Raw genomic sequence first — 17,818 nt, 5'->3', positions numbered from 1 at the left:
ACCACCACAAACTCGGTGACTGCTTCGCTCCGGAGCAACTTTTCTAGCCTACCATGTTTCGTGATCCGATCAAAACCGGTCGAAACTCTTCGGTGAAAAGTGATTGGCTACCGGGTAAACAACTCGTAGATTCCGTGTTGTTTCCGTTCCGGCAACAGATAAAAACTATACAGAGGTTTCCGCGATGTTACAAATCGAGGGGCCGCGTTCTAGGTCACATCAAGTTTGCTGTTCTAGTCTGGGCACATGAGCGACCTACAACGCCTGCTTGGCTACCGTGAACCAATCTTCAACGCGCCGATGGCAGGAGCAGCAGGGGGCGCCTTGGCCGCTGCCGTTTCGCAGACCGGCGGCGTGGGGATGATCGGGGTATCCGGATCGCCAAAGAAGGAATGGATCGAGGAACAGGCAGGATACGTTGCCTCTCTGGATTCGCCCTGGGGCGTCGGCTTCATGGCCTGGTCCCTGGAAACCGACCTATCCCCGCTGGAGAGCTTCCTCGAATTCTCCCCATCGCTGGTCTCGCTGAGCTTCGGTGATGTCTCCCGAGGTGCAGCGTTGGCTCACGAGGCGGGGGTGCTCACCGCTATGCAGGTAGGCAACGCAGCAGAGCTGGATCGGGCCATGGAAGATGACATCGACATCATCATTGCTCGCGGCGGCGAAGGCGGCGGGCATGGGCGAAATGAATCCGGCACGCTGCCTCTCCTGCAGCTAGCCACTGCGCAACAGCTGAAGCCGGTAGTGGCCGCGGGCGGCGTTGGCACCGCCCACGGGGTCGCTGCGGTGCTCGCCGCCGGGGCCCAGGCCGCCTGGGTCGGCACCCGCTTCCTCTCCGCAACAGAGTCGCTGGGACATGAGAATTTCAAAGCTGCCGTACGCCAGGCCGGCATGGACGACACCACCTATACCCGTGCCTTTGATATCGCCCAGCAACTTCCATGGCCCGCCGAGTTCGGCGGCCGCGCCCTGCGCAACCAGTTCAGCGACAGCCATGAGGACCTGTCCTCATGGGAAGCGAGCGGCGCACTGCGTGACCAGATGGTGCAGGCCCGCGCGGATGCGCAGCCAGATATGGCCCCGGTTTATGCCGGCCAGGCGGTGCAGTTTGTGCAGACAGCGCAAACTGCAGGCGAAGTCATGGCCGAGCTGTCCGGCTTCCGGCAGATCTTGAACGACACGGCCCGCCGTTTCGCCTAGGGCCCGGGACTAGATCGGCTGGTTGTCGATCAGCCGCACCTTGCCGACGGTGGCCGCCACCAGGATCAGGCCTTCGCCGGTGAAAGGGGTGTCCTGGCAGTTGAAGGCCAGCTCCTGGAGGGTGTTCGGGTCAACCACCACGAAGTAGTCCAGTTCAACCAGCGGTTCCATCTGGAACAATCCGATGGCGTCCTCGATATCCAATGGCTCATGGCGGGCGGCCCGATCGGCGATGAGCTTGATCGCCCGGTGCAATACCAGGGCCGCTTCCTTCTCTTCTTCACTGAGCAGCGCATTGCGGCTGGAAAGGGCCAGGCCCTTCTCGCTGCGCACGATCGGCACCAGGCGAAGCTGCACCGGGTAGTCCAGGTCGGCCACCATGCGGCGGATCAGCACTACCTGCTGGGCATCCTTCTGCCCGAAGTACGCGCGGTACTCGCCTTGGCGCGGGTCGGCCAGGTGCAGGAGCTTGGCGACAACGGCCAGCATGCCATCAAAATGGCCGGGCCGGGAAGCGCCTTCATACAGCTCGCCCATGGTCCCGGAGTTCAGCTGGATCAGCGGCAGGCCGGCGTGATAGACCTCGCTAGCCTCGGGAGCAAAAATAATGTCGACCCCGGCTGCGCCAGCCAGCTGCGCATCCGCTTCAAGCTGGCGCGGGTAGCGGGCGTAGTCGGTGGCATCGTTGAACTGCAGCTCGTTGACAAAGATCGAGATGACCACCAGTTCATTCTCTTCGCGGGCGGCGCTGAAGAGAGATGCGTGGCCGGCATGCAGGGCTCCCATGGTGGGCACAAAGCCCAATGATCCCGGGTTGGCTTGGGCAATGGCAGCCTTCAGCTCGGCACGGGTTTTACAGATCTTGGGGGTTTTCACCCTTCTATTCTAGAACTCGCAGCAGTTCTTCGAGCGTGCCCTGCGAGATCAGCCCGCGTGATCCCGCGCGCAGGGCGGTGGCACGCGAGAGGCTGCGATAGGAATTATTGGTCTCAGCCGGATCGCTGGCCAGGGCCTGGAGGTGGGCGGCCACGGTGCCGATATCTCCCCGGGCCACCGGGCCGGTCAGCGCCCCGGCCCCGGAACGCAGGGCGTTATCCAGGCTGGCGCCCATCAGCGCGCGCAAGGTATTGGCCGGATCCTCAACGCCGATGCGGCGCAGGATGTCCGCGGACTGCGCGGTGATGGTGTTCAGGTGGTTGGCCGCATGGGCCAGGGCCGCGTGATAGCTGGCCCGGTCGGCCTCGGCGATCACTACCGGCTCGGCGCGCATTTCCACCACCAGCGCCTGGGCCACCGGCAGCATGACCTCATCGGCGGTGACCGCAAAAACGCAGTCGGTGAGCCGCGCCAGGTCCATGCTCATTCCGGTGAAGGTCATTGCCGGGTGGATCGCCAGGCCAAAAGCCCCGGCGTCCAGGGCCGGCTGCAATATGGAAGTGCCGTAGCGCCCGGCGGTATGGGCGATCAGCTGCCCGGACTGGATGTGGCCGGCCGCGGCCAAGCCAGCGACCAGATCGCCGAGCACATCATCTGGCACCGCAAAAAGCACCAGTTCGCTGCGGCGCAGGATTTCTGCCGGATCCAGCAGCTCAACGCCGGGCAGCAGCGCGTCGGCGCGAACCCGGGAAGCCTCGGAGACCGCGTGGATGCCGGTGATCCGGTGCCCGCTGGCTGCCAGCGCGGCGCCAAGCACGGTGCCGACCTTGCCGGCGGAGATGATGCCGATTCCCAATCGTGGTGCGTCCACTTCTACCTCTCAACCTGGCGTGTTGCTTGGGCCAGGGTAAATTCCGCTGCAACCTGCGCATCAACCTGATGCAGGTAGCCGATGATATTTCCGCCCGCGCAATACAGCCGGACCCCGGCCAGCTGGCGCTTCTGTTCCCATGGCCCCTGGCGGAATTCGGTGCCCTGGACCCTGGCATGCAGGACAAAGCTGGCGGTGCGGGCCAGCCACCCGTAGCGGGAGATCACGGTGGTGCCGGTGGCCAAAAAGCCCTGGTGCTTCCATGCTCCCGGGGAGAGCAGCTTGGCCCGGGACGGGGAGCCGGTGAATCCGTGCTCGTACCCGGTGCTCACCGCGGTGGACAGGACCTCGCGCTGGTTGCCGATGCCCAGATCGGGCAGCAGGATGCCCATGATGCGGGCCACCGATTCAAAATCCCCGACCGGCAGCACCTGCAGGTTATCCAGGTCATCGCTTTTGGTGCCCAGCACGTTCACTTCCACCTTGTACCAGCCCAGCAGCCGCCATAGCAGCGGTGCGGTGACCGAAATGGCCTGCACCCGTCCGGCGGGGATGGAGTGCTGGCGGGTGTCGGCCAGTCCGTAGCTGATGCGCATGCCGGTGTCCGAGGCGCTGGCGGTGTAGTTCCAGCCCTGGTTCAGCTGCTTGTAGAACCAGCCGCCGAAGCTGAGCAGGATCGGCAGGACGGCGGCGATGATGCCCTGGACGCCGCTGAGCCACAGGATCACAATGGCCACACAGGCCAGGGTGCCGATCACGACCGGCAGCTGGAGGAACAGCGAGGCCAGCAGCCGGGTGGCCGGAACCCTGGCCATCAGCGGCGCTGCCTCGCCGACGGCATCGACCGCGGTGGCGGGCTGTTCGCTGGCGGCCTGGTCCCTGGCGCCCTGCCCGGCGGCCCGCTGCAGGATCAGCTGGCGCAGGGCATGGGCATCGGCCTTGGACAAGAAGGCCAGGCGCAGCACCGATTCGGAGGAATCTGCCACGTCGAAGCGCAGCTCGGCCAGCCCCAGGAGCCGGGCGAGCAGCGGCTGGGCGATGTCGATGCCCTGCACCTTGTCGATGCGCGCCTGCTTCTGGCTGCGGAAGATCGTCCCCGAGTTCACGTAGACATGCGAAGAGGTGAGCTTGTAGCGGGTGAAGTACCAGGACAGGAAGTAGAATACGAGCACCACCAGCAGCGCCGCACCGGCCAGGGCCACCGTCCAGATCAGCCGGTCCCCGGCAAAGCGTTCGGCCAGGGAGAGCTCGTCGGTGTTCTGCCAGTAGATGTAGAGCAGGCCCACGATGGCCAGCCAGCCGCGCACGAAGGGGCTAGCTGGATGCACCCGCTGCCAGTGTTCGTCCTGGCTCACAGCATTTTCTCCTCGCCGGCGGCCACAAGCCGCTCGCGCAGCGCCTGGCCCTGGGCTTCGGGCAATCCGTAGACGTGGGCGGTGGCCCCGGCCCCAGCGGTATTCAGCGTCAACTGGCACAATCCGTAGCGGCGTTCCACCGGGCCGCTGTTGACCTCGACATATTGCATGCGCCCGTAGGGGATGACCAGCTGCTTGCGCCACATCACCCCGGAGCGGACCACGAAGTCCTCCTCGCGTTCCAGGTAGCCCAGGGCCTGGACCTGGCGGCGCAGGATGCGCAGGACCAGCAGCGCAATCACCAGCACCAGGGCCGCCGGAATGATGGCCAGCCACAGGGCCACCTTCACGCCGGTGGCCAGCAGCACGCCCGGGACGAGGCTGGCGAGCAGGACCAGTCCCCAGGCCACCGCCCAGGTGGTGAGCTTGACCTTGAAGTAGGCGGGGTCGGCGGGGGTGAAGCTATTCGGTGACCACGGAATCGTTGGTGTCATCGGTATCCTCCGGAGGTAGCTTGCACAGATGCTGGACAATATAGCCGACGATCACCATCAGCACCCCGGCACCGGCCAGCACCAGCGAGCGGGTCAGCGTGGGGCTCTGGCCATTGGCCAGCCACAGGGTGATCATGGCCGGCACATGCCAGCCGGTGATGACCGCGCCGGCGTAGGCCGAGGCCTGGGCCAGCACCAGAGTGCGGGCCGCGGCGATCGGCTCGAAGTGGGATTTGCCCATCGAGGAGCGCTTGACGCGGATCCCCAGGAACAGGATCACCGCGCAGACCGCGCCCAGCGAGTACAGGGCCGAATAGTCCAGCACCGGGGCGTAGCGGCCGGCGGCGGTGAGCACGCGCAGCGCGATCCAGCCGGCGAAGGCCCCGATCACCGCGCACCACAGCACCCAGCGCAGCTTCAGCTTGGTCATAGCCGGATGATGTCCTTGGTATCGGCCGCGCTGGCGGCCAGGCGGGAGACCAGCTGGCCGTCAAGGACCGCGTCGGGGTCCATCCAGCTCCATGGGGCCAGCACGAATCCGCGGATGGCCGCCCGCGGGTGCGGCAGGGTCAAGCGCTCGTCGTGCAGCCGCAGCTGGTCGTAGGCGATCAGATCCAGGTCCAGGGTGCGGGCTTCCCAGCGCACCTCGCGGGTCCGGTGGTGCTTGGCTTCGATGCGCTGGCACAGGTCCAGCAGCTCATGGGCCGAGCGCCGGGTGCGCACTTCAATGACCTGGTTGGTGTAGTCCGGCTGGTCCGGCGGGCCGCCTACTGGCTTGGTGATGGCCAGCGGCGAGGCCTTGAGGATTTCCAGCTCTTCGCCCAGGTCCTCCACCGCCTGGGCCAAGGTGGCCTGCGGGTCGCCGAGGTTGGCGCCCAGCGCAATGATCGCGGTGTGCTGCTTCTGGCGGCGGGTCAGCGAGATGGTGACATCGCTGAAGGGCACCGGGATCGGGGCCTGCGGCTTGTGCACCACCACGTCGATTTGTTGCACGCCGGGGTAGGCCGCGAGGATCGCCTCGGCGATTTCGCTGCCCAGCTTCTCGATCAGGTCCCAGGGCCCGGCCTGGATCTGGGCGACCACCAGCTCGCTGACTTCGCCGTAGTGCACGGTGTCCGCCACGTTGTCGCTGGCGGCGGCGCGGGTGATGTCCACGTGCAGCACCACGTCAATGATGAACTGCTGGCCGTCGCGCTTTTCATGGTCGAAAACCCCATGGTAGCCGGTGGCAGAAATCCCGTAGATGCTAATGCGATCCATAGGCCTTCACGACTTCAATGGCGTCGCGGCTGCCCACCACGTCATGCACGCGCACGGCCCACGCCTGGTCCCTGGCGGCCAGCGCGGTGGTGGCCGCGGTGGCGGCATCGCGCTGCAGCGGGGCACGGCTGGTGCCGGACTCTGCCAGCAGCTCACCGAGGAAGCGCTTGCGGCTGGTGCCGATCAGCACCCGGTGGCCCAGCTCTTCGAGGGCATCCAGGCGGCCCAGCAGCGCCCAGTTGTGTTCGGCGTCCTTGGCAAAGCCCAGTCCCGGATCGATGATGATCTGCTCCGGGGCCACGCCCTTGGCCACGAATTCGTCGCGCAGGGTGCGCAGCTCGCCGATGACTTCGGCGACCACGTTCTCGTAGTTCGCTTCGGCCACCATGGACTGCGCGGTGCCGCGGCGGTGCATCAGCACGTAGGGCACGCCGGTCTGAGCGATCAGCTCGGGCATGCCGGCTTCGTAGGTCAGCCCGGAGACGTCGTTGATGATGTGCGCGCCGGCGTTGATGGCCGCGCGGGCGGTGTCCACGTGCATGGTGTCCACCGAGACGATCGCCCCGGCCTTCACCAGGGTTTCGATCACCGGGATGATGCGCGACTGCTCCAGGGCAGGATCAATCTCCTTGGCGCCCGGGCGGGTGGATTCGCCGCCCACGTCGATGATGTCGGCGCCGGAGTACAGCAGCTTCAGCCCGCGGTCGATCGCCGCGTCGGCGGACAGGTACGCACCGCCATCGGAGAAGGAGTCCTCGGTGACGTTCAGGATGCCCATGACCAGGGTGCGGCCGGTGGGCAGGTCTGCCAGGGTCTTGACCTTGGACTTGCGGATCACGGGCAGGGGGCTGGTATTCGGGCCGGTGCCCGGGATGGCGCCTAGCGACATGGGTTTCCTACTTTCCGAGGATCAGGCTCATGGCTTCGGCACGGGTGGCGGTTTCCCGCAGCTGGCCGCGCACCGCACTGGTCACGGTCTTCGCTCCGGGCTTTTGCACCCCGCGCATGGACATGCACATGTGCTCGCATTCGACGACGACGATCGCGCCGGCCGGGTTCAGGTGCTCCACCAGCGAATCGACGATCTGCGTGGTCAGGCGCTCCTGGACCTGCGGGCGGCGGGCGTAGACCTCGACCAGCCGGGCCAGCTTGGACAGCCCGGTGACCTTGCCGCCCTTGCCCGGGATGTAGCCGATATGCGCCGATCCGTAGAAGGGCACCAGGTGGTGCTCGCAGGTCGAGTAGAACGGGATGTCCTTGACCAGGACCATCTCGTCATGCTCGATGTCGAAAGTGGTCGACAGGTGCTCTGCCGCGTTCTGGTGCAAGCCGGCGAAGAATTCCGCGTAGGCCTTGGCCACCCGCTTGGGGGTCTCTGCCAGGCCGTCGCGATCGGGATCTTCGCCAATGGCCTCCAGGATCTCGCGGACGGCTGCCGCGATCCGCGGCTGATCGATCTGTTCTAGTTCACTCACGCTTCGATCCTAGTCGGTCGAGGAAGCTGCGCGCTCCTTGGGGCTTAATACCGGGCCTTCTGAGTGGACCGGACGCCCCTCATTGCTCAGCCACACATCGCGCACCTCGCGCTTTTGCAGGTCGGAGAAGATCTCGGCGATTTCCTTCTGGTTCAGCGTCTCGCGCTCCAGCAGGGCCAGCGCCAGGCGGTCGAGCACATGGCGGTTGGCCGTGAGCGCCTGGTAGGCGTCGTTGTGCGCCTGCTCGATCAGCTCGCGCACTTCCTGGTCCACCAGGTGCGCCATCTCCTCGGAGAATTCGCGCTGGGCACCGCCCATCTGCTGCTCCGCGGCCGAGCCGGCCAGGCGCACCGCGCCGACCTTTTCGCTCATGCCGTATTCGGTGACCATCTTGCGGGCCGTGGAGGTGGCCTTCTCGATGTCGTTGGATGCGCCGGTGGATGGATCGTGGAAGACGATCTCCTCGGCCACGCGCCCGCCCATGGCGTAGGCCATCTGGTCCAGCAGCTCGTTGCGGGTCACCGAGTACTTGTCCGACTCGGGCACCACCATGGTGTAGCCCAGGGCGCGGCCGCGCGGCAGGATGGTGATCTTGGTGACCGGAGCGGTCTGGTTCATGGCCGCGGCCACCAGGGCGTGGCCGCCCTCGTGGTAGGCGGTGACCTTGCGCTCGTGCTCGTCCATCAGCCGGGTGCGCTTCTGGGGGCCGGCCATCACGCGGTCGATGGCCTCGTCCAGCGCGCGGTCGTCGATCAGGTTCGCGTTGGAGCGGGCGGTGAGCAGCGCGGCTTCGTTGAGCACGTTGGCCAAATCGGCGCCGGTGTAGCCCGGGGTCTTCTTGGCCACGGCATTCAGATCCACGGTGGCATCCATCGGCTTGCCCTTGACGTGGACCTTCAGGATGTCTTCGCGGCCCTTCAGATCCGGTGCCTCCACCGGGATCTGGCGGTCGAAGCGGCCCGGGCGCAGCAAAGCCGGGTCCAGCACGTCCGGGCGGTTGGTGGCGGCGATCAGGATGACGTTGGTGGTGGCGTCGAAGCCGTCCATTTCCACCAGCAGCTGGTTCAGGGTCTGCTCGCGCTCATCGTTGCCGCCGCCGATGCCGGCGCCGCGGTGGCGTCCAACGGCGTCGATCTCGTCAACGAAGATGATCGCCGGGGAGTTGTTCTTGGCCTGTTCGAACAGGTCGCGGACGCGGCTGGCGCCCACGCCGACAAACATTTCCACAAAGTCAGAGCCGGAAATCGAGTAGAACGGCACCTGGGCCTCGCCGGCGACGGCCTTGGCCAGCAGGGTCTTGCCGGTGCCCGGAGGGCCGTAGAGCAGCACGCCCTTGGGGATCTTCGCGCCCACGGCCTGGAACTTGGCAGGCTCCTGCAGGAACTCCTTGATTTCGTGGAGCTCCTCCACGGCCTCGTCGGCGCCGGCGACATCCTTGAAGGTCACCTGCGGCATGTCCTTGGTGATCAGCTTCGCCTTGGACTTGCCGAACTGCATGACCTTGGAGCCGCCGCCCTGGGAGCGGGCGAGGATGAACCAGAAGATTCCGGCGATCAGCAGGAACGGGATGATCACGCCCAGCATCGAGAGCAGCCAGTTGCTCTGGACCGGCTGATCGGTGAACTTGCCCGGTTCGGCCTTGTTGATCGCGTCGACGACCTGCTCGGCACGCGCGGTGGAGTAGTAGAAGCTCACCGCATTGCCCTTGTCCACGCCGTCGACCTTCAGCGCATCGCGCAGCTTCAAATCGACCCGCTGGTCCCCGTCGAACATCTTGGCTTCGGTGACATTGCCACCGGCCAGCTGCTGCAGGCCCACCGAGGTGTCCACCTTCGCAGAGCTGTTGCCGAAGACCATCGGCAAGAACAGCACTACGGCGATAACGCCAACCAGGACCCAAATGATCCAGCTATTAAAAAGCTTCTTCGTTTTCATTGATCCGCAAGGCCCCGCGCCTCACGCATCCCCCTCACGCACTGCTCTGGCGTCCGGGTCACGCCACCTTCGATACTTCTCAACGCCCTCGTGGCGAAAAAAGTTCCCTACTGGTAGATGTGCGGAGCCAAAGTGCCCACGCAATCGAGGTTGCGGTACTTTTCCGCGTAGTCCAGGCCGTAGCCCACGACAAATTCGTTCGGGATGTCCATGCCGACGTACTTGACGTCGATCTCGACCTTGGCGGCCTCCGGCTTGCGCAGCAGGGTGCAGATTTCCACCGAGGCCGGGCCGCGGGATTCCAGGTTGGACTTCAGCCAGGACAGGGTCAAGCCGGAGTCGATGATGTCCTCGACGATCAGCACGTGCTTGCCCATCAGATCCGAGTCCAAGTCCTTGAGGATGCGCACCACGCCGGAGGACTGGGTGCCCGAGCCGTAGGAGGAGACTGCCATCCAGTCCATGGTCAGGTGCGAATTCAGCGCGCGGACCAGATCGGCCATGATCATCACGGCACCCTTGAGCACACCCACAACGAGAATGTCGCGGCCCTCGTAGTCCTTGTCGATCTGCGCGGCGAGTTCCGCCACGCGAGCCTGGATTTCTTCCTTGGTGTACAGAACATGCGCCAGATCGGCTTCGACTGCAGTGGAATCCACGAGGGTTCTCCTGATTCTAGAGGTGTGGTACTTACCTAGAGTGCCACATTTAGCGAAGTGTTGTTGAGCCGGTGCTCGTGAAAACGATCACCGGACCTCGGCGGAAGGCGCTGATTTTGCCATCCAGCTGCACCGGACCAGCGGATTTGGACTTGGGCCCGCCGATTCCGGCCAGCGCGCACAGCGCCTGTGTTCGCTCATGGCCCAGATTTTTTGCGCCGGCTTCGATGGCGCCAAGCCGCACTACCCGCGAGGCCACGGCCACCGGAAGCCCGGACAGCGCGCGCAGCTGAAGCCCGTGCTGTTCCTTGGCCTGCTGCGCCCACAGGTCCAGGGCGTCGGCGTCGGCGGCAGCCAGTGCGGCGGTGCGGGCCAGCGCTTCGGTCAGATGCTCGCCGAGCTGTTCGCGCAGCAACGGCAGCGTGGCATGGCGGATCAGGTTCCGCCGGAAGCCGGTGTCCGAATTGCTCGGGTCCTCCCAGTATTCGACGCCCGCATCGCGGCAGATCTCTTCGGTCTGCTTCCGGGTCAGCCCAAGCAGGGGCCGGCGGTAGGGGCCGCGTTCGGCCGGCATCCCGGCCAGGGACCTGGTGCCTGAACCGCGCACCAGCCCGAGCAGCACCTGCTCGGCCTGGTCATCGCGGGTGTGGGCGAGCAAGAGCTGACGGGCGCCGGTGCTGGCCAGCGCCTGCTCGAATTGCCCGTATCGTGCGGCGCGGGCCGAGGCTTCATCGCCGGCGGTGCGCACCGGGCAGACCAGGACCGGATCCAGGCCCAGCTCGCGGCATTGCCCGGCAGCCCGCGCGGCAACCTGTGCGCTGCCTGGCTGCAGGCCGTGATCGACAATCACCGCGCCGAAGGCCCCGGGCAGGGTGGCGGCGGCAATGGCCAGGGCCAGGGAGTCGGCACCGCCGGAGACCCCGATCAGGGCCAGCCCCGGCGAGGTGGCCTTGGCAATCGCGGCGCGCGCTGCGCGCAAAGCATGGCTCATCGGGTGCGGGCCAGCCAGCGTTCTGGGTGATCGAGTTCTTCGGCGCTGGGGAACAGTTCCCGGGAGCTGAAAACCTGGTTGAAGCCTTCATAGCCGATCTCGTCCACCACGTGGCGCACGAACTTGGCTCCGCGCTTGTACTGCAGCGCCTTGGCATCAAGGCCCAGCAGCTTGCCCAGCAGGGTGGCCAGCACCGAACGGTTTTCGCCGCGCGCCTCAAAGCGCCGTCGAATGGTCTTGATGCTGCCAATGCTGGTGACGTCGTTCATCACCACCATGGCATGGCCCTCCAGCACAGACATGATGCTGGTCAACTCGCCGACCTCCGACTTCATGGCCTTCAGCCGCTCGCCGAGCTGGTTCATCGACCCTTCATCCTCCAGCGGGCCGAAAGCTTCGGCGAGGATGGACTTCATGACCTCGGGGATCCAGGGCGCATGCTCGAACTGCAGCCGGTGGGTCTGCTCATGGGTGGCAATCCACAGATAGAAATCCCTGGCGTTCAGGTTCAGTTCGCCGCGGATCTGGGTGATGGTCGGGGCGTTGAGCAGCAGCCGCGGCCCGACAAAGGGATCGAATTGGCCCAGCACCCGGGTGCCCAGCACGGAGAGCACCGCACCGAGCTCGGCTCCGGCCACCGCCGGAACCATGGCGGGAACGTTGGCCTGCTCGGGAAGCATGGCCGCAAAGTTCTGGCTGACCGCCTTGGCCCAGCCGGCACGATCCACCACCAGGGTCTGCGAAGGCGCGGTGGAGAGAAGCTTGGAGATCTTCTCGGCCTCGGCTAGCCCTTCACCGGCGGCGATGCGCAATTCCTCGACAATGCGCGCGGCATCCTTCTTGATGATTCTGGGCCCTGCAGGCATCAGCGTCCTGGCGGCATTGGCCGCCAATTTCCAATCGACAACCTGGTTCATCTGCTGCTCCTGCTCCTTTTAGCTCTGGCAGCCGCATCCGCGGATGGCGGCCACTGCAGAGTCGATAATCGGCTTATGCGGCGCGAGTGCTCCGCCCGGCTGGTGGGCAAAAATCGAGAAGGCGAGCAAGCGCCCGTCCTGGGTGATGGTCATGCCGGTTAGTGTGGCTACCCCGGTCAGGGATCCGGTTTTGGCGCGCACCAGCCCCAGGGTGGACGGCTGGCCCAGGCGCTTCATGAGCGTCCCGTTGTATCCGGCCACCGGCAGCGAATACACCAGCTCGCGCAATTCAGGCTTGGGGCTGGTGGCCGCCGCGCGCAGCACTGCGGTCAGCGCGGCGGGCGAGATCTTGTCCTGCGCAGCCAGGCCGCTGGTATCGGCCAGATCCGCCCCCTCGGCGCCGTGTTCGCTGGCCACCGCCGCTACCGCTGCTCCGGCCTGCTCCGGGGCCATGCCCCGCTTGATGGCCACGAGCCGCCCCATGGTTTCGGCGATGTAGTTGTCGGAGACCAGCAGCATGTGCTTGATGATCTGGCGCAGCGGGGCGGATTTCACCTCGGCGATCTGCTCCCCGCCCTCATGGGATCCGCGTCCGCCCTCATTGACCTTCACCGAGGCGCCGAGCTCTTGGGCGAAAACCTTGCGGACTTGTTCGGCGGCGTCGGATTGGTAGGCGGTATCGGTGCTTTGACCGGCGCGCCCGGCATAATGCGCTATCGGGTACACCTCGCCGATGTTATTGGAGGTGAACAGCGACTTGTCCCAGGCGGCATTATTGTGCGCGTCGCCAAATAGCGAATCGTCAAGCCACAGCGAGACTTCGCCAACCCCGCGGGATTCGAGTTCCTTGGCCGTTTGCTCGGCCAGGGTGGCCAGCCCCGCGTAGCCCTTGGGATGTCCGGGGTCTGATTTTCCGTCGCCCAGCAGCACGTCTCCCCCGCCGCGCAGGATCAGGGTGTTTCCATCAAGCAGCACCGAGGTGGACAGCTGGCTATCTCCGCCCAGGGTTTCCAGGGCGGCCAGCGCGGTCACCACCTTCAGGCTGGAGGCCGGGGTGCCGCTGGTGTCGGCGTTGCGGTTATAGAGCACCGTTTCGCTGGCTACGTCGACCACCTGCGCAGTGAAGCTGGTGCCATCGGAAGTGTCAGCGAGGATCGCATCCAGTTGCGCGGTCAGTGCGGCGGTATCCGGCACCGGGGCTTCCGGGTTGAGATCTGCGACGGCGACCGGGTCTTTTTCAGCAACGTGGGCACTGGCCGGCGTGTAGAAGGCCTCGGGTTCACCGGTGAAGAACCGCGGGGCCAGCACCATGGCCAGAATGACTGCAACCACTGCCAGCACAGCCACCCCCAGCGTAATCGCGCGTCGGGCGGCAGTGTTCATATGGTTACATTCCTCTCGAAGTTTTATCGAAGGTGCCCTGTGGGGCGATACCCTTATTAGCGGATAACCCTAAGACTAGTTCAGGAGCGTGCTTTTCATGAGCCACGACGTGACCATCGAGATCCCGACCGGATCGCGCGTCAAGTACGAGATCGACCACGAGACCCACCGCCTGCGCCTGGATCGCGTGCTGTTCACCTCGATGCAGTACCCAACCCACTACGGCTACTTCGACGATACCCTGGGCGAAGATGGCGATCCATTGGACGCCATGGTCTTCATCCCGGGTGTTGACCTGATCCCGGGTGTTGTTGTCGAAGCTCGCCCCATCGGCGTCTTCAACATGACCGACGATGGCGGTGGCGATGCCAAGCTGCTGTGCGTTCCTGCCGACAAGCGCTTTGACCACATCAAGGAACTTGAGGACATCGATCAGTGGCTGATCAAGGAGATCGAGCACTTCTTCACCCGCTACAAGGACCTGGAACCAGGCAAGTGGGTCAAGGCCGAGGGCTGGGAAGGCCGCGAGGCTGCCGAGGCCGAGCTGGCTCGCTCCATCGAGCGCTTCAAGGCCTAGTCGCTAGGCTTGAGCTGCAATGGCGGTGGCCCCCGAGACGGGGGTCGCCGCCATTTTCAGGTTCCGGGGTCATCTGGATTACACACTGCGCATGCGCATCGGCCGCTCCTAGGCCTCGGGGAGCAATCCGGTGAGCACATCTTCTTGGGCGGCGACTTCCAGGGTCTGGACATCTTTGAGTTTGCGTTCCACGGAGCGCGTGCGCGTTCCGGCCTCCCGGACAGTGTTCTGCGCGGTGGCCAGCTGCTTGCCCAGCTTGTCCCAGACGTCCCCGTATTTGCGGAATTCTTCCTTGGCTGCCGAGAGCACCTGCCAGACTTCGCTGCTGCGTTTTTCAATGGCCAGCGTCCGGAAACCCATCTGCAGCGAGTTCAGCAGGCTCATCAGGGTGGTCGGCCCGGTGACTAGCACGCGATGCTCGGTCTGGAGCTTGCTGGCCAGGCCGGGGCTGCGCACGACTTCGGCGAAGAGCCCTTCGGTGGGCAGGTACATGATCGCGAAGTCGGTGCTGTAGGGCGGGGCGATGTACTTGCTGGAGATCAGTTTCGCCTGCTCGATAATCGCCCGGTTCAGCGCCTTGGCCGCCGCATCGATGGCAGCCTTCTCGCCCGCCTCCTGGGCATCGAGCAAGCGCTCATAGTCTTCCTGCGGAAGCTTGGAGTCAATGGGCAGGTAAATGGTTCCGGCGTCTCGCCCGGGCAGGATCACGGCGAACTCCACGACTTCGCGGCTGCCGGGGACCACCGCGACGTTTTGCTCATACTGCTCCGCGGTGAGGATATCTTCCAGCTGGCGCGAGAGCTGGACTTCACCCCAGGAGCCGCGGCTCTTCACATTGGTGAGCACGCGCTTGAGCCCGCCAACATCCTGGGCCAGCGACTGCATCTCGCCGAGTCCCTGCTGGACCATTTCCAGCCGCTTGCTGACCAATTCGAATGATTCGCCCAAGCGCTTCTCCAAGGTTCCCTGCAACTTCTCGTCCACGGTTTCGCGCATCTTTTCCAGCTTGGCTTCGTTGCCGGAGCGCAGCTTCTCCATTTCCTGTTGGAGCAGCCTCTGGATCTGGATGTGCCGGTTGGCGTTGGATTCGCTCATGGCGCTGAGCTTGGCGTCAATCTCGGAGCGCACTTCTGCCATGCCTTGGCGCAGTTCATTGCGCTGGGTTCCCAGCTCTTGGCGCAATTCGGCATTGGCAGAGCGCACGGAGTCCCGAATCTGCGCTTGATCGTTGCCTGGCGTGCGGCGAATCAGCAGCAGGGCAATACATGCCGTTGCGAGAATATTAAGGATGACGAGGATTAGAACCGCGATAACCATGAGCACCTATCCAGTGGCTTTCGATTGGACATACACCCAAGATCTATCAACTCGCACCGACACTTTAGGCCCATAATGGGTTCATGCATCTTTTGGTGACCGGCTTCGAGCCCTTCGGCAACGACCAGTACAACGCCAGCGGCGAAGCCGTCCGGCTGCTTCCCGAACACTTGGACGGCCACCGAATCAGCACGGCAATCTTGCCGGTTTCCTTCCGGCGCTCCGGGGAGGTTCTGGCTGCGCTATTGCAGGAGCATCAGCCCGATGCCCTGGTCTGCGTGGGCGAGGCTGGCGGCCGGGATGAGATCAGCATTGAAGTCCGCGGCGCCAATGAGGACAACGCCCGCATTGCGGATAATGATGGTGCCCAGCCGGCACAGCAGGCCATCATCCAGGGAGGGGATTTCTTCCGCAGCGCCACAGTGGATCCCCAAGCTGTGCTCCGGGCATTGCACCAGCATGGGCATGCCGCCTATCTCTCCGAGGATGCCGGGAGATTTGTTTGCAACCACATCGCGTACCTCGCCTATGGGCAGGAAGTTCCGGCGCTTTTCATCCATGTGCCAGCGCTGCGCCTCGAGGGGCAGACAGCCTCCGTGGGCGCCGAGACCGACGAACTCGAATCTGTTCGAAGCGTTCAGGCCGAAGTCGGCTATAGCATCGTTGGACTAGTTGTTGCCCTGAAAGACTCGTTGCAGTCGGTAATCAGCCTGATGAAATAGACTTCTAGCATGGACAGCAGTTTTGCTTTGGACCCATTGGAAGCATCAATCCTTCTGCTTTGGAGTGCAGGCCTCATCTACGTGGGCTGCCGCTACGTCCAGCGTCGCTCGGTGCCCCTGCTGGTAGCGCTGATGGCTGCTCTATGCATTCCAGGATTTGGCGTTTGCTACGCAGCGGTTCAGCTGATCCGGAATGCCGCCAACCGAAATAAGCAGGTCTAGAAGTTGAATTCATCTGGGGCGCGCTGGCTCGTATTATTCTCAATCGTCATCGGCATCGTTTTTGTCGGCGCCTTCGCACTCATTACCTCTGGGGCACTGGCTACCTGGCTGGACTGATCCACAGGTTATTCGAGCCACAAGCAATTTTCAGGCAGCCACTAAGCCGCCACCTTGTGCCAGGCCTCGGCGATAGCGGGGAGCGCCTGCTCCAGATCGGCTCTTTCCTGGGCGAAGGGCAGGCGCAGGTAGTGTTCCAGCCCGTGGCCCTCAACGGCAAAGGTGGAGCCCGGGGCAAGCAGGACTGACCTGAGCTGGCGCGCCAGGGCGCTGGAGCGCGGCTGGGGCAGCTGGCACCAGAGGCTCAGTCCGCCTGCTGGCCTATTCGGCTTCCATTCCGGCAGCAGCCGCTGCAGCTCGGCGATCATCCAGTCCCGGTTATCCCGCAAGGAATCCCGGGTACTCTGCGCGAGGGTTGCACCCGAGTTCAGCAACTGCGCCAACACCAATTGCTCCAGCACCGGAGCCCCGAGATCCATGCTCATGCGCGAACGGGCCATTGCACCTGATAGGTGCCGCGGGGTGCGCAGCCAGCCAAGGCGCAGTCCGCCCCAGTGGGATTTGCTGGCGCTGCCCACGGTGATCAGGTTCTTGGAGAACGCGGCCATGGGAAGGACTTCCGGCTCGGCATCCAGCCACAGTTCGGCGCAGGTTTCATCGATGACGCCAATGGTTCCGGATCGGTCCAGGTCTGCCGCCCAGCGCTCTCGCCGGGCATCATCCAGCAGGGTTCCCACCGGGTTGTGGAAGTCGGGAAGGCATAGCATCATGCTCGGGGACACCGTGCGCAAGGCCGAGGCGATCTGCTCCATATCCGAGCCCTCAGGGCCAATGGGCACTGCCGCGGTGCGAGCACCATGCGCCTTGAGCGCGAGCAGCGAATTGGGGTAGGTCGGGGATTCTGCCAGCACGCTCTGCCCGCGGGCCATCACCGCTCGTCCTGCGGCTGCCACCGAGGAGAGGGCGCCGGAGGTGACGATGATCTGGTCCGGCCCGGTGGGCAAGCCTTTGCGGGTGTAGTAATCGGCCAGGGCCAGTCGCAGCGGTTCAATGCCCAGCGGGTAGTAGCCCATGGTGGCCGCGTACCGCGGCAATTGCTCCAGGGCCGTTTGGAACTCTTCCAGCATCCCCGTGGGTGCATTGGGTGCCGCGCAGGTGAGATCGAGTGCGGTGCTTCCCGGCATCGGCCCAAAACCACCCAGCGGCAAGGGCTCGGCTCCGCCCGCCACTGGTCCTCCGGGAATCTGAGCGATGGTGCCCGAGCCTTGGCGAGAACTGGCATAGCCGCTTTCGCGCAGTTCGGCGTAAGCGCGGGAGACCGTGGTGCGGCTCAAGCCCAGGCGGGCCACGGCTTCGCGTTCGCTGGGCAATACCGCGCCGTGCAGGATGCGGCCATTGGCAATAAGCGAGCGCAAGGTCTCAAAAAGCCACCGGTAGGCCGGCTGGGATGAGTCGGCCGTTCCGAGCATGCCGGCCAGCGCAGCTCCTGTGACGCGTCCCATAAGTC

General features: G+C 64.7%; 19 protein-coding genes. 4 read left to right on the top strand and 15 right to left on the bottom strand.

Annotated features, from left to right (window positions below; genetic code table 11):
- The first annotated feature begins 246 nt into the window (after positions 1 to 246).
- On the top strand, positions 247 to 1,200 hold the full coding sequence (locus H6F58_RS17750) for a nitronate monooxygenase (protein ID WP_146277280.1): 954 nt from the start codon (positions 247 to 249) through the stop codon (positions 1,198 to 1,200).
- A gap of 9 nt (positions 1,201 to 1,209) precedes the next feature.
- Here H6F58_RS17750 and panC read toward each other — a convergent pair whose 3' ends face one another.
- The 13 genes from panC to dacB form a co-directional block, all read right to left on the bottom strand.
- Positions 1,210 to 2,076: a pantoate--beta-alanine ligase gene (panC, locus tag H6F58_RS17745; RefSeq protein WP_195182258.1), complete on the bottom strand. Its 867-nt coding sequence runs from the start codon at positions 2,074 to 2,076 to the stop codon at positions 1,210 to 1,212.
- 4 nt (positions 2,077 to 2,080) lie between these two features.
- Complete coding sequence (locus tag H6F58_RS17740) at positions 2,081 to 2,947, bottom strand: DUF2520 domain-containing protein (protein ID WP_060700216.1); 867 nt, start codon at positions 2,945 to 2,947, stop codon at positions 2,081 to 2,083.
- A gap of 2 nt (positions 2,948 to 2,949) precedes the next feature.
- Positions 2,950 to 4,302: a PH domain-containing protein gene (locus H6F58_RS17735; RefSeq protein ID WP_195182257.1), complete on the bottom strand. Its 1,353-nt coding sequence runs from the start codon at positions 4,300 to 4,302 to the stop codon at positions 2,950 to 2,952.
- Positions 4,299 to 4,796: a PH domain-containing protein gene (locus H6F58_RS17730; protein ID WP_060700214.1), complete on the bottom strand. Its 498-nt coding sequence runs from the start codon at positions 4,794 to 4,796 to the stop codon at positions 4,299 to 4,301. Before H6F58_RS17730 ends, H6F58_RS17735 begins: the two co-directional genes overlap by 4 nt.
- Entirely contained in the window at positions 4,765 to 5,226 is a 462-nt protein-coding gene (locus H6F58_RS17725; protein WP_060700213.1) for a DUF3180 domain-containing protein, read from the bottom strand. Before H6F58_RS17725 ends, H6F58_RS17730 begins: the two co-directional genes overlap by 32 nt.
- Positions 5,223 to 6,056, bottom strand: coding sequence for a 2-amino-4-hydroxy-6-hydroxymethyldihydropteridine diphosphokinase (gene folK, locus H6F58_RS17720; protein ID WP_146277276.1), 834 nt, complete (start codon positions 6,054 to 6,056; stop codon positions 5,223 to 5,225). Before folK ends, H6F58_RS17725 begins: the two co-directional genes overlap by 4 nt.
- Positions 6,043 to 6,945, bottom strand: coding sequence for a dihydropteroate synthase (gene folP / locus H6F58_RS17715; RefSeq protein ID WP_060700211.1), 903 nt, complete (start codon positions 6,943 to 6,945; stop codon positions 6,043 to 6,045). Before folP ends, folK begins: the two co-directional genes overlap by 14 nt.
- A gap of 7 nt (positions 6,946 to 6,952) precedes the next feature.
- The gene (gene folE, locus H6F58_RS17710; protein ID WP_060700210.1) at positions 6,953 to 7,531 is read right to left on the bottom strand and encodes a GTP cyclohydrolase I FolE; all 579 of its coding nucleotides are present in this window, start codon (positions 7,529 to 7,531) and stop codon (positions 6,953 to 6,955) included.
- Between the two features lie 9 nt (positions 7,532 to 7,540).
- Positions 7,541 to 9,466, bottom strand: coding sequence for an ATP-dependent zinc metalloprotease FtsH (gene ftsH / locus H6F58_RS17705; protein WP_195182256.1), 1,926 nt, complete (start codon positions 9,464 to 9,466; stop codon positions 7,541 to 7,543).
- Between the two features lie 107 nt (positions 9,467 to 9,573).
- Complete coding sequence (gene hpt / locus H6F58_RS17700; RefSeq protein ID WP_060700208.1) at positions 9,574 to 10,125, bottom strand: hypoxanthine phosphoribosyltransferase; 552 nt, start codon at positions 10,123 to 10,125, stop codon at positions 9,574 to 9,576.
- Between the two features lie 49 nt (positions 10,126 to 10,174).
- Positions 10,175 to 11,116, bottom strand: a complete 942-nt coding sequence (tilS, locus tag H6F58_RS17695) for a tRNA lysidine(34) synthetase TilS (RefSeq protein WP_206693795.1) — start codon at positions 11,114 to 11,116, stop codon at positions 10,175 to 10,177.
- Complete coding sequence (locus tag H6F58_RS17690; protein ID WP_146277272.1) at positions 11,113 to 12,033, bottom strand: zinc-dependent metalloprotease; 921 nt, start codon at positions 12,031 to 12,033, stop codon at positions 11,113 to 11,115. The genes tilS and H6F58_RS17690 overlap by 4 nt, the downstream gene beginning before the upstream one ends.
- An 18-nt stretch (positions 12,034 to 12,051) precedes the next feature.
- Positions 12,052 to 13,416 (bottom strand): D-alanyl-D-alanine carboxypeptidase/D-alanyl-D-alanine-endopeptidase, encoded by a 1,365-nt coding sequence (dacB, locus tag H6F58_RS17685; RefSeq protein ID WP_060700205.1) that lies wholly within the window; start codon positions 13,414 to 13,416, stop codon positions 12,052 to 12,054.
- Positions 13,417 to 13,513: 97 nt separating this feature from the next.
- On the opposite strand from dacB, the gene H6F58_RS17680 reads away from it, so the two are divergent.
- On the top strand, positions 13,514 to 13,993 hold the full coding sequence (locus H6F58_RS17680) for an inorganic diphosphatase (RefSeq protein ID WP_060700204.1): 480 nt from the start codon (positions 13,514 to 13,516) through the stop codon (positions 13,991 to 13,993).
- A 108-nt stretch (positions 13,994 to 14,101) separates the two neighbouring features.
- On the opposite strand, the gene rmuC is transcribed toward H6F58_RS17680, so the two are convergent.
- A complete protein-coding gene (gene rmuC / locus H6F58_RS17675) occupies positions 14,102 to 15,310 on the bottom strand; it encodes a DNA recombination protein RmuC (protein ID WP_195182255.1) in 1,209 nt (402 codons plus the stop codon).
- 83 nt (positions 15,311 to 15,393) lie between these two features.
- Between rmuC and H6F58_RS17670 the strand changes: the two genes are divergently transcribed.
- Both H6F58_RS17670 and H6F58_RS17665 read left to right on the top strand, forming a co-directional pair.
- Entirely contained in the window at positions 15,394 to 16,032 is a 639-nt protein-coding gene (locus tag H6F58_RS17670; protein ID WP_060700202.1) for a pyroglutamyl-peptidase I, read from the top strand.
- 9 nt (positions 16,033 to 16,041) lie between these two features.
- Entirely contained in the window at positions 16,042 to 16,254 is a 213-nt protein-coding gene (locus H6F58_RS17665) for a hypothetical protein (protein ID WP_060700201.1), read from the top strand.
- Positions 16,255 to 16,412: 158 nt separating this feature from the next.
- Here the strand turns inward: H6F58_RS17665 and H6F58_RS17660 are convergent, their stop codons facing one another.
- Positions 16,413 to 17,813 carry a PLP-dependent aminotransferase family protein gene (locus H6F58_RS17660; RefSeq protein ID WP_060700200.1) on the bottom strand — a complete coding sequence of 467 codons (1,401 nt, stop codon included), beginning with the start codon at positions 17,811 to 17,813 and terminating at the stop codon, positions 16,413 to 16,415.
- Between the last annotated feature and the right edge of the window lie 5 nt (positions 17,814 to 17,818).

Origin of the sequence: Glutamicibacter sp. FBE19 (genome assembly GCF_015524875.1) — a bacterium.
Lineage (GTDB): Bacteria > Actinomycetota > Actinomycetes > Actinomycetales > Micrococcaceae > Glutamicibacter > Glutamicibacter halophytocola.
The sequence above is the reverse complement of the archived record's forward strand: the minus strand, read 5'-3'. Positions and strand labels throughout refer to the sequence as shown.

What these genes read in the sequence shown, in the direction of transcription:
- H6F58_RS17680 (WP_060700204.1), top strand. Translation starts at nt 13,514, where the DNA reads ATGAGCCACGACGTGACCATCGAGATCCCGACCGGATCGCGCGTCAAG.
- H6F58_RS17670 (WP_060700202.1), top strand. Translation starts at nt 15,394, where the DNA reads ATGCATCTTTTGGTGACCGGCTTCGAGCCCTTCGGCAACGACCAGTAC.
- H6F58_RS17725 (WP_060700213.1), bottom strand. Translation starts at nt 5,226, where the DNA reads ATGACCAAGCTGAAGCTGCGCTGGGTGCTGTGGTGCGCGGTGATCGGG.
- folP (WP_060700211.1), bottom strand. Translation starts at nt 6,945, where the DNA reads ATGTCGCTAGGCGCCATCCCGGGCACCGGCCCGAATACCAGCCCCCTG.
- ftsH (WP_195182256.1), bottom strand. Translation starts at nt 9,466, where the DNA reads ATGAAAACGAAGAAGCTTTTTAATAGCTGGATCATTTGGGTCCTGGTT.
- dacB (WP_060700205.1), bottom strand. Translation starts at nt 13,416, where the DNA reads ATGAACACTGCCGCCCGACGCGCGATTACGCTGGGGGTGGCTGTGCTG.
- H6F58_RS17730 (WP_060700214.1), bottom strand. Translation starts at nt 4,796, where the DNA reads ATGACACCAACGATTCCGTGGTCACCGAATAGCTTCACCCCCGCCGAC.
- H6F58_RS17660 (WP_060700200.1), bottom strand. Translation starts at nt 17,813, where the DNA reads ATGGGACGCGTCACAGGAGCTGCGCTGGCCGGCATGCTCGGAACGGCC.
- tilS (WP_206693795.1), bottom strand. Translation starts at nt 11,116, where the DNA reads ATGAGCCATGCTTTGCGCGCAGCGCGCGCCGCGATTGCCAAGGCCACC.
- rmuC (WP_195182255.1), bottom strand. Translation starts at nt 15,310, where the DNA reads ATGGTTATCGCGGTTCTAATCCTCGTCATCCTTAATATTCTCGCAACG.
- H6F58_RS17665 (WP_060700201.1), top strand. Translation starts at nt 16,042, where the DNA reads ATGGACAGCAGTTTTGCTTTGGACCCATTGGAAGCATCAATCCTTCTG.
- H6F58_RS17690 (WP_146277272.1), bottom strand. Translation starts at nt 12,033, where the DNA reads ATGAACCAGGTTGTCGATTGGAAATTGGCGGCCAATGCCGCCAGGACG.
- folK (WP_146277276.1), bottom strand. Translation starts at nt 6,056, where the DNA reads ATGGATCGCATTAGCATCTACGGGATTTCTGCCACCGGCTACCATGGG.
- H6F58_RS17750 (WP_146277280.1), top strand. Translation starts at nt 247, where the DNA reads ATGAGCGACCTACAACGCCTGCTTGGCTACCGTGAACCAATCTTCAAC.